This is a genomic window from Neorickettsia sp. 179522 (assembly GCF_001593535.1).
Classification (GTDB): Bacteria; Pseudomonadota; Alphaproteobacteria; order Rickettsiales; family Anaplasmataceae; genus Neorickettsia; species Neorickettsia findlayensis.
Genome location: NZ_LNGI01000001.1, coordinates 686,191 through 701,755 on the forward strand (window position 1 = coordinate 686,191; position 15,565 = coordinate 701,755).

At 41.3% G+C, this 15,565-nt stretch carries 14 protein-coding genes; 6 read left to right on the forward strand and 8 right to left on the reverse strand.

All coding sequences use genetic code 11. The features are described 5' to 3' along the window. Positions 1 to 170 precede the first annotated feature (170 nt). Positions 171 to 1,688, reverse strand: coding sequence for a lysine--tRNA ligase (locus tag AS219_RS03160; protein WP_067979984.1), 1,518 nt, complete (start codon positions 1,686 to 1,688; stop codon positions 171 to 173). Positions 1,689 to 2,144: 456 nt separating this feature from the next. Between AS219_RS03160 and AS219_RS03165 the strand changes: the two genes are divergently transcribed. After that, positions 2,145 to 2,621, forward strand: a complete 477-nt coding sequence (locus AS219_RS03165) for a hypothetical protein (RefSeq protein ID WP_067979986.1) — start codon at positions 2,145 to 2,147, stop codon at positions 2,619 to 2,621. A 184-nt stretch (positions 2,622 to 2,805) separates the two neighbouring features. Here the strand turns inward: AS219_RS03165 and AS219_RS03170 are convergent, their stop codons facing one another. Beyond that, a complete protein-coding gene (locus AS219_RS03170) occupies positions 2,806 to 3,543 on the reverse strand; it encodes a HesA/MoeB/ThiF family protein (protein WP_067979989.1) in 738 nt (245 codons plus the stop codon). A gap of 214 nt (positions 3,544 to 3,757) precedes the next feature. Here AS219_RS03170 and AS219_RS03175 point away from each other — a divergent pair, with 214 nt between their 5' ends. Continuing rightward, complete coding sequence (locus tag AS219_RS03175; RefSeq protein ID WP_067979992.1) at positions 3,758 to 4,759, forward strand: NAD(P)/FAD-dependent oxidoreductase; 1,002 nt, start codon at positions 3,758 to 3,760, stop codon at positions 4,757 to 4,759. Between the two features lie 195 nt (positions 4,760 to 4,954). Here AS219_RS03175 and hisS read toward each other — a convergent pair whose 3' ends face one another. The 3 genes from hisS to AS219_RS03190 form a co-directional block, all read right to left on the reverse strand. Continuing rightward, the gene (gene hisS / locus AS219_RS03180) at positions 4,955 to 6,196 is read right to left on the reverse strand and encodes a histidine--tRNA ligase (RefSeq protein WP_067979994.1); all 1,242 of its coding nucleotides are present in this window, start codon (positions 6,194 to 6,196) and stop codon (positions 4,955 to 4,957) included. Next, complete coding sequence (locus AS219_RS03185) at positions 6,177 to 6,464, reverse strand: BolA family protein (protein WP_067979997.1); 288 nt, start codon at positions 6,462 to 6,464, stop codon at positions 6,177 to 6,179. Before AS219_RS03185 ends, hisS begins: the two co-directional genes overlap by 20 nt. Before the next feature lie 90 nt (positions 6,465 to 6,554). Further along, positions 6,555 to 7,796 carry an MFS transporter gene (locus tag AS219_RS03190; protein WP_067980000.1) on the reverse strand — a complete coding sequence of 414 codons (1,242 nt, stop codon included), beginning with the start codon at positions 7,794 to 7,796 and terminating at the stop codon, positions 6,555 to 6,557. Between the two features lie 320 nt (positions 7,797 to 8,116). Between AS219_RS03190 and lepB the strand changes: the two genes are divergently transcribed. After that, on the forward strand, positions 8,117 to 8,875 hold the full coding sequence (gene lepB, locus AS219_RS03195) for a signal peptidase I (protein WP_067980003.1): 759 nt from the start codon (positions 8,117 to 8,119) through the stop codon (positions 8,873 to 8,875). Between the two features lie 124 nt (positions 8,876 to 8,999). Here the strand turns inward: lepB and mtaB are convergent, their stop codons facing one another. Next, entirely contained in the window at positions 9,000 to 10,250 is a 1,251-nt protein-coding gene (gene mtaB, locus AS219_RS03200) for a tRNA (N(6)-L-threonylcarbamoyladenosine(37)-C(2))-methylthiotransferase MtaB (protein WP_067980006.1), read from the reverse strand. A gap of 271 nt (positions 10,251 to 10,521) precedes the next feature. On the opposite strand from mtaB, the gene AS219_RS03205 reads away from it, so the two are divergent. The 3 genes from AS219_RS03205 (at position 10,522) to AS219_RS03215 (ending at position 13,392) form a co-directional block, all read left to right on the forward strand. Next, the gene (locus AS219_RS03205; protein ID WP_067980009.1) at positions 10,522 to 11,859 is read left to right on the forward strand and encodes a hypothetical protein; all 1,338 of its coding nucleotides are present in this window, start codon (positions 10,522 to 10,524) and stop codon (positions 11,857 to 11,859) included. 83 nt (positions 11,860 to 11,942) lie between these two features. Continuing rightward, positions 11,943 to 12,413: a hypothetical protein gene (locus AS219_RS03210; protein WP_231861855.1), complete on the forward strand. Its 471-nt coding sequence runs from the start codon at positions 11,943 to 11,945 to the stop codon at positions 12,411 to 12,413. Between the two features lie 157 nt (positions 12,414 to 12,570). After that, the gene (locus AS219_RS03215; RefSeq protein ID WP_067980015.1) at positions 12,571 to 13,392 is read left to right on the forward strand and encodes a hypothetical protein; all 822 of its coding nucleotides are present in this window, start codon (positions 12,571 to 12,573) and stop codon (positions 13,390 to 13,392) included. A gap of 17 nt (positions 13,393 to 13,409) precedes the next feature. Here the strand turns inward: AS219_RS03215 and hemH are convergent, their stop codons facing one another. Then, positions 13,410 to 14,390, reverse strand: coding sequence for a ferrochelatase (gene hemH / locus AS219_RS03220; RefSeq protein ID WP_067980019.1), 981 nt, complete (start codon positions 14,388 to 14,390; stop codon positions 13,410 to 13,412). Between the two features lie 136 nt (positions 14,391 to 14,526). Then, entirely contained in the window at positions 14,527 to 15,474 is a 948-nt protein-coding gene (locus AS219_RS03225) for a hypothetical protein (protein ID WP_156469323.1), read from the reverse strand. Positions 15,475 to 15,565 lie beyond the last annotated feature (91 nt).

Below are 15,565 nucleotides of genomic sequence, written 5' to 3' on the forward strand. Positions count from 1 at the left end.
GTACAGAAATTCAGGACAACTAATCAGAAGAGACAAGACATGCAGCACCCTACCATCCACAAGCCACACACATTCTGAACAGTCAGGCTTCTAAAGGCACTACAACAACCCCAAATCACCAGGAGTATAACATTGGAGCAGCTAAAAGTACCCACCCACCTAACTAAGCTTCATCTTGTAGCTGCACTTTCTATCATAGTGATGGCATTATTCAAGCCATATAGAGCAAAAAACGATCCTATTCTGGGTCCTTCGTTTTGACCAAGCAATATCTGGTACAGCACCTGAAACCACCCTTTTATGTCTGAAGAATACCCTTCTTCCTTACCAACAAGATATACGACACGCTGTATATCATCCGCTGTAGCATCGGAAGGGATTTTACTCAATTCCCGAGATAAGGTTAGCAAGGCCTTGGCTTCGCTCTCAGTTGGTACTCTATAAATCTTATTTGAAGCTACGAAGTCTTTATAGTATGCAATTGCATGATCGACCAACCTCCCCAGTAGGGGATCATTTTCAGGCGTTACGGTTGGACTATAACGTCGTATAAAACCCCAAAGTACACTGGAATTCTCGGGATTACATGCAGAGGCAAGATTCAGAAGCAACGAATAGCTAATTCCTTTTGTTACGTTTCGATCTTTTGCATCAATGAAGCTGAGAGGATTTGTCAGATCACCCTCCTCAAAAGACTCAGAAAAACGCAGGTAATCATCAACACTCCGCGGAATAACATCAAAATACAGACGCTTCGCCCTTTTAGGATTCTGGAACATAAAAAACGCTAGGCTCTCCCAGGGAGCATATTTAAGCCATTCCTCTATCGCCAGACCATTACCTTTAGACTTCGAGATTTTTTTACCTTCTTCATCGAGAAAGAGTTCATAAACAGAAAGTTCTGGAGGTTCAGCACCCAGTATGCGCGCGACTTTCGCGGACAAAACCGCAGAAGGAGTTAAGTCTTTTCCATGAAACTCAAAATCCACATTAAGTGCCGCCCAACGCATACCCCAGTCCACCTTCCATTGCAACTTACAGTTACCCCCAATCACAGAAGATTCAACTAATTTTCCGCATTCCGGATCTTTATAGATAATGCTATCTTCTTTAAGTTCGACAACTTCCGCTTGAAGCACCTTACCATCCCTAACCGGAAGAAAAGGACTGTATGTTTGCTGTCTTTCGTCACCAAGGGTTGGCTTTATTAGGTCTAAGAGCTCTTGGTTATGCTTTAATGCAAGGAGTAATTGTTCATCGAACATCCCAGACTTATAGCATTCAGTTGAACTTTTAAATTCATATTCAAAGCCAAAAAGATCTAAAAAAGACATCAGCCTTGCATTCATGTGCGCACCATAGCTCTCATGCGTACCAAAGGGATCTGGAATTGAGGTCAACGCGTACCCAATGTACTGACGCACCTCATCAGGATTTGGAACATTATCAGGTACCTTCCTCAACCCATCCATATCATCGGAGAAACAGATAAGCTTCATTTTTACATTAGGAGAAAGATATTGCAGCGCTTTCATAACCATTATGGTTCGCACCACTTCTCCGAATGTTCCTATATGAGGCAAACCCGAAGGACCATACCCAGTTTCAAAAAGTATTATCTTGTCATTTTTCACCCTTGGCAGTAGTTTTTTTGCCTCTTCTATTGGCCAGGCAGTTTGTATTTCCATTTCCAATCGGTAAAGAGCTCTCGGACTGAAGCGTTAATGTTAGCACAAAAAACGGTAACCGCATCTAGTGGGCACACCTTTTAAAATTAGTTAGAACCTTATTGGAAATAGCATAGTTATTATATTTTTTATGTGACAATTGGCAAAATTTAAATAAAAAATTTTTCTCTAAATTTATTTACCTTCATTGAACTCCGTGCTACGATAGAGCGGTGTTGTTCATTTATCCAATTTTTTTATGAAGCATAGAGCGAATAGAAACTGCGTCACTCACGCTGGTTGGTGGTCTGAAATTTATTCAGGAGCTTTTTTAGTGCCTAAAAATATGCGAGGCGCATCATGTCTTTGCAATGTCTAATTTAATATGTCAGAGATGACTAACGGCATAAGACATAACTTTATTAGAAACTTCATAAATAGCTTAACAAATCAACTTTACCAGGAGGAATCGATACCATGTTAAATTCTCGTCTATTATTTCAGCTCCGTGAGGCAAGAAGAATTATCCTTGCATCCCCAGGACTAGATCCATGTCAAAAAATACAACAATTTAGAGCGGCACTGTTTCAGCAGCTTAGTACCGCACCTGAAGCAATATCAGGAAAAGTATCCCGAGTAGTAGAGACAGTAGATAAAGCAATCCAGAATGATGGACCATCTGGTGCACACTCTTTAGCATCTTCTTATCTCGATAACGGTGAAGTTAGCCGTAGAGCAGCACGCGCTGCATGCAGAAATATGGATTACGCATCAACGATAATTCCCCTATCCAAGGAAGCTGCATCAAATAATACAACCAGTTGCATTGTTAGGATGTACTGCACTTTCATAAAGGACGCTGTTGAAGGAGGTACGCAGAAGCAACAAACTCCGGACACACAACTGACCTCGTCATCGTGTGAGAGTGCCAGCATAAGGGGCATCCAACAATGACTTTAACAGAGATCTAATTGCCAAGCTGCCATTTTCTACTACTATAAGATGAGAAACATGGCAGCTGGGTTCAGCTAAACGATTATTCCACTACATCTGAGTTCGTAAAAATTCGACAGAGCTGCTTTTACCCTGCTACAGAAAAAACATGGCAGCTGGTACTACTATTAAGCTGAATTACCATTCAAATGCATCTCTGCCCACACACATTGCAATACGGATCCCGCATGATAACTGCACTTCTGAAACGGTTATTAAGAATATCACAAAAAACAAGTTTGCCTGCTTTTTCTGGGTTAATATGCAAAATCTCCTGAATTACTTTCATTGCTTGAATACTTCCTATTGCATTGACTGCAGCACCAATCACTCCACCTTCCTCACATGAACCTTTAGAACAGGCTTCCGGCTCTTCTGGACAAAAACAGCTATAACAGGGTGAGTCCCCAGAGGCAAAAGGCTTCAGGACAATAACATACCCAGAATATCCAGTAACTCCGCCAGAAACCAAAACTTTTCTTTTTAAAAAACACAATTCATTAAGATAGAATCTAGTCTTAAAATTGTCCGTACAATCAACAACTACTTCACATTCTTCGATCACTTCCGGGCAGTTCTGTATTCGCATTGGATAGCAAGAGATCTTGCAATCCGCATTAAATGCGTTGAGCCTTCTTTTAGCTGCATACACTTTAAGCTGTTGTACCGATGAATTATCGAAAAGAAATTGCCTATTCAGATCAGATTCAGAGACCCTATCGAAATCCACAATGACAATTTCACCCAACCCAGCGGCAGCAAGATTGTACAAAACTGAACACCCAAGCCCTCCCGAACCAATGACTGCAACCTTCGAATCGAGAAGCGCATACTGACCTTCTTTACCAAAAAGACCAAAGTGTCGTAAATACCTACGATTCACAGAACAGCCATCTACTAAAGTGCATTATTCTCTCACCACAAACAGCAGCAAATCAATTATTCTCCGCACTGATGCAAGAAACAACTACAGAACAGCGTATTTGTTCAAGTGGAACATTCACTTCACTCAAAAGCTAAAAATCCGAAGAAAGCGAAATAATGTTCAAAACCATTGATAACCTGGTATCATACCTAGAGTTTGGGACTCTAATTAGGTGAACACTGACGTTATCATAATAGGGGCTGGTCCTGTTGGGATATTTGCAGCTTTTCAGGCTGGTATGTTGGGCATGCAGGTGCACGTGGTTGATTCACTATCTTCCATCGGTGGACAGTGTACAGCACTTTATCCAGAGAAATTCATATACGATATACCCGGGTACAAACAGATCACTGCTGCTGCGCTTATTTCGAATTTAGCTGATCAGGCTGAGAGATTTAATCCAATGTACCACACCAGTCAGTTTGCAACGCATATGAATAGGTCGGACACATCCTTTACAATAAGAACAAGCAAGGGAATTGAGATCACAGCCAGAGCAGTCATCATAGCAGCGGGAGCAGGCGCGTTCGAGTACAACAGAATTCCAATAGAATCGAGCAACGTTTATGAGGGAAAATCACTTTTTTATAGCATAAAGGATCCAAGTGTTTTCGCTGGTAAGGTTGTTGCTATAGCCGGTGGCGGAGACTCTGCTGCAGACTGGGGTATGATGCTGTCTAATATAGCCAGAAAGGTGTACTTGATTCACAGACGTTCGAAGTTTAGATGTTCGGATAGTACATTTGGAAACCTAAAGTCCCTAGAAGAAAGAGGAAAACTTAAGATACTCACTCCATATCAAATTACTAGTTTAAGGGGAAGCAGAGGCCAAATCACTCATGTCGAGCTTAGTGGGCTTACCGGTGAATCGGTCACCTTAGAGGCTGATTACCTTTTAGCCTTTTTCGGCCTCAAGCCATCGTTACGACATCTCGAGGAGTGGGGCTTAGATATCACTCACCACCGTATTAATGTCGATCCACTTACTTGCAGCACGAATATCAGTGGCGTGTACGCGGTTGGAGATGTGGCATATTACGACTCAAAATTAAAACTCATCCTTTCTGGATTTTCTGAAGCGGCAACTGCGTGTCATCACATCCGCGAAAAATTTATGGGCGGAGATGCATACAATTTTCGCTACTCTACAAACATGAACGAAATCTTCAGATGAGAAGGATGTGAGCTCTATCCCGATGCTAGAATATGTCTTCTAACTGTTCTACCACCAGTGCAAATCGAGGATTAGGGACTGATAGTCCATTGTGAGAAGGGAGGCTTGCCATATGATATCAGAAGTTAATATCAAGAACCGTCAAAGAAAATCTATACTGATACCCCTATAGGCAAAACCCACGCCAATCAAACACTAACAGACCAATTCCTTCAACGTGGATAGGAGTTTTTCGCGTGCAACCGTCATCTGTTGACCAGTCTCCATTATTTTCACAATTAACTCCTTCTTCGAGAGTTCTTCCTCACCAAGAATGACCGCAACTGTGCTTTTCTCGGCACGTTTCATTCTTGACCTAACACCAAGCCCATAGCACATATCAACACATAATCCCTCACTGCGTAGGTAAAATAGTAGTTTTAGCGCCTCTCTTTCTGCGACCTCCCCGATGGGAACAATCGAGATAATTCTGTCATTTGCAGGTGTCCAAACCGTCATCGCATCAATTAAGCGTTCAATTCCGGCAGCAAACCCGACTGACTGCACTTTTTTTCCGCCCAAATTCTCTGAAAGTTGCTCATATGCTCCACCTCCCAAGAGGGCATCCTGCGCACCAAGATCAGGACTAGTACATTCGAAAATTAAACCAGAATAGTAATCTAATCCTCTGACCAGTCTATGATCTATAGAAAACTTAATATTGAGGAGTTTTAGTGTATCACAAATTGATTCGAACTCCCTTAAAGCATCACTAGTATGGTAATCCAGAATTTTTGGTGCACCCAAGACAATTTCTTTCTCAGATGGATCCTTTGAGTCTAATATTCTCAATGGATTTTTTTTCAACCTGAGCAAACTATCAGGCGAAAGGTGGTCTTTATATTGTAGAAAATACTCAATAAGTGCAAGCTTATACTCCTCCCGAGTTTTTGTACAACCAAGTGAATTAATGCGTATTTCACATCCTATTCCAATTTCTCTAAGGAACGACGTTGCCAAAACTACAGCTTCAACAGCCCAAAGATAATGCCTTGATCCGATCCATTCGAAATTCACCTGATGAAATTGCCTATATCTCCCTTTCTGGGGTCTCTCATATCTGAACAGAGGACCAAAAGAAAATAACCGAACAGGTGATTGAAGATGCTGAAAATTCTCTACAAATGCCCTGGTTACGGCAGCTGTAAATTCTGGTCTCAGGCAAATATTGTGATCGCTTTTGTCTTGGAATGAATAGATTTCTTTATTTACTACATCTGACGTTTCACCAAGGTTCCTAATAAAGAGCTCTGTATACTCAATTATCGGAGTATCAAGTTCAGTAAACAAATACCGAACCGAAAGATTCTTAGCCACTTGCTCAATGAGATGCATCTTTTCTAGCTGCTCACCAAACAGATCCCTGGTCCCTTTGACGTTATTGATTTTTATACTCATCTTCTGTCCATAGTTTCATAGATAAGGCATGCAGGCCAAGTTTGAAGTGCTCCTCAAGTATTTTGAAAATCATCCTGTGTCTAGAAATTTTTGATAGACCTCTAAAAGAAGGTGACACAACAACTATCTCGAAGTGAGAATCTTGGGAATGATCAACGTGGCCTCTGTGACTTTCCGAAATATTTTTCACTTCACAGTAAACAACATCCAAAACATTGTATATGGAAGTCTCAATTTGTTTGGATCTAGTACTTTCATCAACAGACATAGCTTTCTCAAACAATTGCTCGATATATCACTGAAAAAGACTACATGAAAAAGAACATTAGCTGCAATGCAATATTGTAAGCGCGCGGTCTCATATTTTTGAATAACAACACAGAGAACCTAGAGTCAAAAATCCAACAAGAACCAAAGGAATCGCTGCTGAAAGATTATTACCTGTCGTTGCAATAAGAAACATTGTAAAAGCAGGCGCCATACCTCCAAAAAGCGCACTGGAAACATTGCGTGAGATCGCAAGTCCTGTATAAGAAATCTCAGCAGGAAATATTTCGTACACAGCAGTACTCACGGGACCCAATGAGAACCCTGTTATTACTACAAATAATATCTTCGCAATAATCATATAACCCAGGCCACCACTCTCTATAAGAAAAAAGATTGGATACGCAGAAACAATTGCAAGTATAGCGGCCAGTGAAAGTATCAATTTTCTACCGAATAAATCAGATAGCAGCGCCGAAAATAACGTTAATACACCAAGCAAAAGCAAGAACAGTAAATGTACTAATCCAGCGGTTGTGCCAGATAAACCCACTTTACCCACAAAGTAGACATCTAAGAAAACAAGAAAAAGATACAGACTTGTTTCTTCCAAACTGTCTATTCCGATAGCAACAAAAAACGCCTTCTTATACTTCCCGAAGAGCATCGCTATTGGCAGGATGTCGGCTCTATTGGCATTCTCAAAGATTGGTGTGTCACTAAGTGTGTTTCTAAAGACCGCACCTAAAACACCCATAAATGTTCCTATAACGAAAGGTACTCTCCAACCCCAACTCAAGAATGCTTCTTCAGGAATTACATTCTTACAGAGTAGAACCACAACACTGCTCATTGTGGCACCTATCACTGCACTGAGTACCTCAAAACTTCCAAAAAATCCCCTATATTTGGGAGGACTGCATTCTATCAAAAAGAGTACATTACCAACTTCCCCTCCAAGAGCAAAGCCTTGAATTAATCTAATCAAAATGAGCAAAACAATCGCGGACGTACCAATACTATGGTACGTCGGCAAAACCGCCAGCAGGCCCACAGGCAAGAACATCATCATCAGAGATAGCAGAACCCCAATTTTTCTACCGTATTTGTCTCCTATGTGGCCAAAAAAAACCGCCCCTATTGGCCTCATCAAGAAACCAACAGCAAACGTTCCAAAAGATGAGAGGAGTTGTGCTACTGGGTTAATTTCAGGGAAAAATAAAATATTGATGACGCCTATAAGGTGACCATAAAGTGCGTAGTCGTACCAAACAAGACTATTACACAGAAGGGTTACGGCAATTTGTCTAACAAACCCAGACTTCTCGGACATGGCACACTACCACACAGTAGATCGGATAAACAAGCTACAATCTAGACTCTCCAGATACAGCATGTTACTAAAGCGAGTCAGAACAAAGACTAAACAACAAAATGAGAAACCACTCTCTTCTTAAGCCAAACTCTAGACTCTAAAAATCCTCGGAGTAGAAAGTAGCTTAAAAAGCTTTACATGTCCATTATTACGTAGATACAAAGCATTGGTTGTTCCTCTCCAGACGTAAATTGTGGCTGTCCCCGTTCGGGGTGGATGTGAATTGACTAGAGTATAGGTATTCTGCTATCAGTAGGTAAGGCTCTCTTCCCAAATAAATGACACATTCATCAAAAATCCTACACACACTGAGGGATGCTTGTAGAAGTAAAACACTTTGGCTGATAATAGGTCTGATACTGGTACGCAGTCTGTTTTACGAACCGTTCATCATACCTTCGGGTTCAATGAAAAAGACACTTTTGGCAGGAGACTACATAGTCGCTTCTAAGTATGCCTATGGATATAGTAAGTACTCTTTCCCATTTTCCCCATCTTTTATAAGAGGAAATCCAAGAATTTTCTACGAGCCTCCAAAACGCGGAGATGTAGTAGTTTTCAGAAACCCACACAAGGACAACACAAATTACATCAAAAGAATTATCGGACTGCCAGGAGATAAGATCCAACTCATTGGCGGCAGAGTGTATGTGAATCACAAACCCATAGAGAGAGCAGAAGATGGAGTTTTTATGGACTCTGGGACACCAGAAATACAATGCTTCGTAGAAATCCTGGATAGTAAACTTACGTATCCAGTACTGCAGAAAACAACTGAGGGACCGGCAAACAATACCGGCACATATCATGTACCACAAGGACATTTTTTCGTCCTTGGTGATAATAGGGATAATTCCACTGATAGCAGATTCCTCGCATCTGTAGGCTTCATTCCAGCAGAGTATTTAGTTGGCAGGGCAGAACGTATCCTGCTTTCATTTGGTACAACAGAAAACAGATTCATACCAATAAAACTACGCTTAGAAAGAACATGGAAATCGCTTCGTCCAGAAGAGCTGGCCCAAAAGAAAAGATAAAACTATCCGGAATGGCATGACCAGATCAAATAGTAAACTTTTGAAACCGTCGTTTTTTATACTGTGCGACCGACGGAGTCACATCATACATTAATGTTAGAGCCGCGCATTTTAAGACAAAGCGTTACACTATAACCTGCCCCGACAGCATTTCTGCATCACTGCAACCCATTATCTTGGTACGTATGATGCCAGCATCATTACTTACCGCGCTATCTAGTTTCACTAAACAAAAATTTTCACTCCTTCCAATATCATCTCTCTCAAGTACAAGGTTGTGTATACTACCAAGTTGCGCGGCATTGAATATTCGCAAGTTCTCCTTTCCCAATTCTATAAGCTGCTTTGCACGTCCCTTTTTTACTACTCCATCCACCTGCGGCATTAAGGCAGCCTTCGTCCCATTTTTAGGTGAAAAAGGAAAAACGTGTAGGTATGGAATAGCAAGTTTCTTGATTAATTCGTAACTATTGCGGAACATTTCTTCGGTCTCTGTTGGAAACCCTACGATTATATCGGCACCAAAGCCAGTTTCCGGACGAACAGCTAAAATCTTCGAATGAAATTCAACAACCTGTTCAGGAGTGTGTCTCCTTTTCATCCGCTTCAGGATAATGGGATCGCCCGACTGTATGCTCAAGTGCAAGTGTGGCATTAAGCGAGCTTCCGTAGCGAATAAGTCGACGAAATCATCACCAAGTTCAGAGACGTCAACAGAGGATAAACGCAATCTCTTTAGCTCCGGAACACCACTAAGAATTTCTTTTAACAAATAAACCAATGCTGGTTTGCCGAAGAAATCTTTTCCATAATCAGTGATATCAACCCCGGTAAGCACGACCTCATTTATACCCGCGGCGACCATTTTACGTACTTCCAAAACAATTTTCATAGCATCTGAAGAACGATTCTTACCCCTGGCAAGAGTGATTGCACAAAAGGTGCAATCATGATCGCATCCATTTTGAATCTCAAGAAAAGCCCGTTTACGGACAGTGGAAACCACAGGCATTATCGTGCCAGAAAAAGCAGTTTCAGATGCATTAGTTATATCGGCAACTGCTATCTTTTGCTCGGAAGCATAACTTTCGGCCTTTAATTTTTCGACATTACCAAGAACTTTAAAAACTCCAGGCATGTGAGAATACACGTTAGGATCAAGTTGGGGACCACAACCAACAACTATGATCTTTTTTTCAGGTTCTTCTTTGTGACATTTCCTTATTTTCTGCTTTACCTTACGTACCGCTTCATTTGTGACAGCGCAGGTATTAATGATGATAAAATCTCTTCTATCTCGGATACCTACAAGATTTTCAATGAGGTCGCTCTCATAAAAATTCAGACGACACCCAAAAGTGATAACTTTCACCATTAATTTACCGGAAAAGCTAAGTAAGTTAAAAGTTATCACCTTTATTGGGCCAAAGGATACCCTTGTGCAATTTCATTTCACGCAAAGTCTTATTTTGCTAGAATACTCAACTCTAGTAAGACCAACTAAATTTCTCCACAGCCTTGCATTGTTAAAAATTCGACCAAAACTATAATAACTGTTACAAACGGAAGGCTAGAGCAACACCAGGAAACTTCATAGCCTGAACTATTTATTTACTCTTTGCTACTACTTTTATTTCAACGGGGCGATGAAAAAACACGGATTATTAACAGTGTTAGACAAAGTAATTATATACGTTTCCGAAGAAAGCATTACGCTATTCGAGACAACCAGCGAAGATGGCAATATTATCTCGTGTAAAAGCGTAGATCTACAAAAGATCGCGGAGATAGTAAACTTTAGCGACGCCACCTGTTATATCGTATACTGTCCTTCTAAACCTGGTCAGAGATTTTTTACAAGGGGCTTTCCCTTTATATCGTACATCAATATAAACTCCTTATTGAGAAGGACGATATTAGAAGAAGAGTGTGGACACTATGCTTTATGCGAATACTTTTCCAGCAGTAAGACTGCGAATAGATTGTTCTACTCCTTTGTATGTTCAAATATAAGCCCAGAAATCGAACGGTTCATCGATAGTGCTGGTAAGAAGTGCAAAGGAATCTTTTTTCCCTTTTTAGAAATGGGAGAAATTTCAAAGAACATATTTGGCCCATTCAACAGGCTACAAAGAGAAAATGTAGTTCTCGTTTACAACCCCACACATACCTTGACTGTTGTTCGACTCACTAAAGAGCATATCCCCTTAGAAATAGTAAACATAAAACTAGAGCAAAATACCCCAACAAGAATTGCCGGGGAGATATTGCAGAAAATTGAAGATCTCGCCCTCAGGAAAAGCAGCAATATTGCTGTCATAGCAACCAAAACGATAAACCAAGTCATAAAAGGCGAAGAAAAACTTGCCGATATGTTTTTGCTTACACCATACGAAGCAGCGATACTACTCAAAGTTGAAAAATTCTTTAGAGAAGATGAGGAAAGGGGTGGGTTACTTTTCGCTACAAACATACTCCTGGGAAAAACAAAATACAGGACATTGCCAAGGAAACAGGCACTTAAAGAAAGACAACGTTCTAAGGAAAAGAGCTTCTCTTTAGGGAGCCTTTTCATGTTTCTGTTGGTAATCCTAATAGTCTTTTTCGGTGAAATAAAATTGCATAACTATTCAAACAAAAACCACGCTATTTCTGAAAAGCTGATCCACCTGGAAAAAGTAATAAGCAAATTGAGGCTGGATCTCGATAATTACGACGCACAGTCTAAAGAGAAAATAAAGCTTTACAAAGTATTCCAAAGCCCACATAAATCCCCTGTAGACTACTTAAGAAAACTAGAAAATCAAGTTTCTCTAAAGAGAGTACGCATCGAATATGATGGGGAGAACATAGACCCTGAGAAGCGGATCACCCTATACATTGAAGGGAACGCATATGTCGAAACAGCTGCAATAGCGGAGGAGTTAAAGAAATACTATACGAATCATTGCTTAACTTTAAACGGTAAGGTGATAACACCGTAGTAGGGGAGGAAGGCACCGTGTTCAGATGTTATCTAAAGTATAGTTTGCTTTTATTCTCGTTCCTTCTTTTATGCGGGGCTGCTTTGTACTACAACACACGCATTTTGGAAGTTACACATCAGCTAAGGCTAAATGCGTGGGAAGCCGTTAAGCAACAGTCCGACATCGAAAGGACAAAAGCTGAAATCAGAAAATTAATAACAGAGGATTCCCTTGCAACACAGATCATCTTCGCAAACAAAATAGAGAATCTAAACCTTTTGTTTGAACTTATCAGGGATGACTATGACCTTGAAAATTATAATTTTCTTATTCAAAACTCCATCAGGGTAGATACTGTCAAGCAATCCTCATTCTATGACGTCATCTTAACTGATGTAACGCTCTCCTTCACCGCAGATTCTAGAATGAGATTCTATATGTTTCTGGATGAGGTGATCAGCAAGATACCGGGTCATGTACATATTAAATCGGTAGCCTTTACGATGATAGAAAACACATTATATGTCGTTCTAGACCTTGGAATTTATACACTTAGTGTGAAAAATCTTTAATCTACAAAGGACCACAATTCTAGAAGCGTTAGTATACTAAGAAAAATGCTATAATTAGAACCATGCGGTCTTGTTGTTTTGCAGTCTTCCTTATCCGGAATTAGTACCTCTGGTTTCGCTCCCCCTTATTGTTTAGTAAAAGTTTTATCCGTAGACAATGTTGCCAACGTATAAGTTTAAAAGACGGTTTGTATTTTTACTTAGTGACAGTGCGGCAAAAATAGCAGAAACGGTTCTCAGTGAGTGTTTCGGAGCAATAGAGCCACGATACATCCGCATAAAAAAACGAAATGAGAGCATGATCGTTACGCATATCTTAGCTCCTGATAGGAGTGTTCTAATCAAGGCACAGATTGAATTAGATGCATTTGTTAAACCTATTTTGCGTGACCCAGAAGGAGTAGTTTTTGAGTTCATTTATAATACAACAACTACTATCACTCCTTCAGAGAGACTTGCTGAATGGATTTTATCCAAACTCGCTTCACTGGAGGATGAAAAGACACCTGGAATAAAAGATCGCTATGAAATAGCAACAAAAACCCTTAGGGCACTAAAGAAAAAATCACAGATTTTTGGAATTTTCAGCATTGTTTTTTGCATATACTTTATCACTGCAACAATTGCATTAATTGGTGCCGCTCTAACTCATAGTTCTCAACTAAAGAAATACGGCCTACCAACTTTCATTACACTCACGGCTGTGTGTTTTTCTATAGCAATTGCATTTGCAGTTGCAACATTTTGTATGAAAAAGGAGATAAGGAAAGCAGATGTAGCGTTTAGCAGCGTACATAGGGAACTACTTGCACTTCGTGCGTTACCAGTAGAAGAATTAGCACAAATGTGTAATCAGTATCTGCAAGAAAGAAAGATGGGAATAGAGGTAATCAAACCGACCACAGTACACGAAATCCCACCAGAAGTAATAAACGCAGGCTCTCGACAGAACGAGGAAGAATTACTAGGGCCATCGTGACAATAAAAATATGAGGACTACTCAACTTTAGACCTGCAGAAACACATCTTATGTTTCATAGAACACTCTGATCCAGCCTCTCTACGAGAACTAAGAAGACATAATTCAGCCAGGCAGCGTATAAATTTCGGATGCGCAGAAAGGGTTGGAACTCTAAAATATCCCACCCTAGCTAATGATGCATATTCAACATCCAGCTCTACACGTGTCTCTGAATGCTCGGAAACGAATGCTATTGGTACAACTACTATAGGTCGTCCTGAGTGAGACCGTATAGTGCTTTCCGTGTCAGGACAAAGCCATTTTGCTTTACCAACTTTACTCTGATAGCATAATTCCCAATCCAAGTTTTCTATTTTTAAGGCTGAAACTATCCTCTTTACAGACTCTTCCACTTGGAATTTATACGGATCACCAGCCTCGATAACCCTCAACGGCAGGCCATGCGCTGAGAACAAAATAATGGGTTTCCCTAAAGCACATGCGTTGGTATAAATCGGTAAAATAGTTTCTACATGCGCCTCTATAAAGAGCTGGTTATCGTAGTAACAACACACGATTTGCGTCGGGATACGCAAGATCTTCAAACACTGTTCTATCGACGACAAAGAAGTAGTAGTAGAAAACTGAGGATAGAGCGGTAGGAGAATAGCCTTTGTAAATTCTCCTCCATTGATTCTAGCTGCGCTTTGTTGAATAAAGGGATGCCAATGACGCATAGCAACGAAAACCTCATACTGCGGACCAAGTAAGTCCCCAAGAAGCTTCGCTTGCATATTCGTTTCGGGCAATATCGATGACTTGCCGCCCATCTGGCTATATATTTTACGAGCTTCCCGAAATCTCCTGCAAGAAATCCACCAAGCAAGACAATATCTCAACGGATTGGGTAGGTTAATAATCCTACGATCACAAAATAGATTAAACAGAAACGGCCGCACAGCCTCAGGGGAGTCGGGACCCCCAAGATTAAGCAAAACTACAGCGATCTTACTCATATAGCATCCCCAAAACCCAGCAGGACACAACAGCAAGAACCGGCCCCGACACAACCCACATCGGTCACATGCCCAGCAACAGGCGAAAACAAGGGTGAAACTGTTTCACCCAACTAACACAAGAAAAGGACAGCAATCACACGAGTACTGGGCTCTCGCCGGCCCCTTGTTCTGCACCTGAGACACGCACTTCATTGACTTCAGAGCCAGGTTCAGTACCACCACTTCCCCCTCCTGCACGACGGGAAGGTAGGATGGCGTGCGAAACCTTCTCAAACGCCGCACCAACTGCCATTTGCGCCCTATGTGGCAAGAGACAGGTAACTGGCTCACACACGTTATAGATGCCATACAGCATCTGGGCCGCAACATCACGGGTACCACCAAGAGGACGTGCACGCCCTGCTTTAGTGCATAAAGCCACACAATCTAAGAGAAGTACGAAAGGCAATTCAACGCAGTTTAGCGCAAGCATAAGAAGCCATAGCGGCAAAGCAGCAACTGCTCCAAGAAAGTGCAAAGCCTTCTCCCGGTGAGTACGGATCGGATAACCATCATTAGGCGGCTCAGGAACATGCCGATCAAACGCAAAACGCTTGGACAGCTTACCAGGAGCAAGCGCGGACAGCATATTCCTCTCGCGCGTGCCACTAGGGACTGCGAAGTGCGGCCCGTAACCCCCCACTCTGCCATAGGATTCCTCATAGTCGTAGTCAGCACAGCAGTCTTTGCGCTTGTCAAATACTCTAAGTAAGGTGCAGATCATCATCATAAGCACCATACAAATTAACATGGAGACCAGAATCCTTGTCGTTGTGTCCTGGATGGCATTCTTGAAGGCAACACGCTCTAGCACGGTGCACAAAACCCCCATACACAGCAGCGTTTCAACTGTCGGGACCACATTATTGTACATACCATAGAGACCCTCATACCTCTTACGTGGTCCTGATCCACCACCTGGCACAGCAGCCCTAATAGTAGCACCGTTCGCCGCAACCACAGCAGCAATGGCAAAATTCACCGTACCTTTAAAGCCGCACAAGATGGACTTCTGCAGCATCCTTATATTCACTTTTGTCATAGCACAAACCGAAAAAATAGAAAAACCACCCAACTAAAACGACGATCTATGGATCTTCCCTACAAAACAGTAAGAAGAAAACAAAAATACC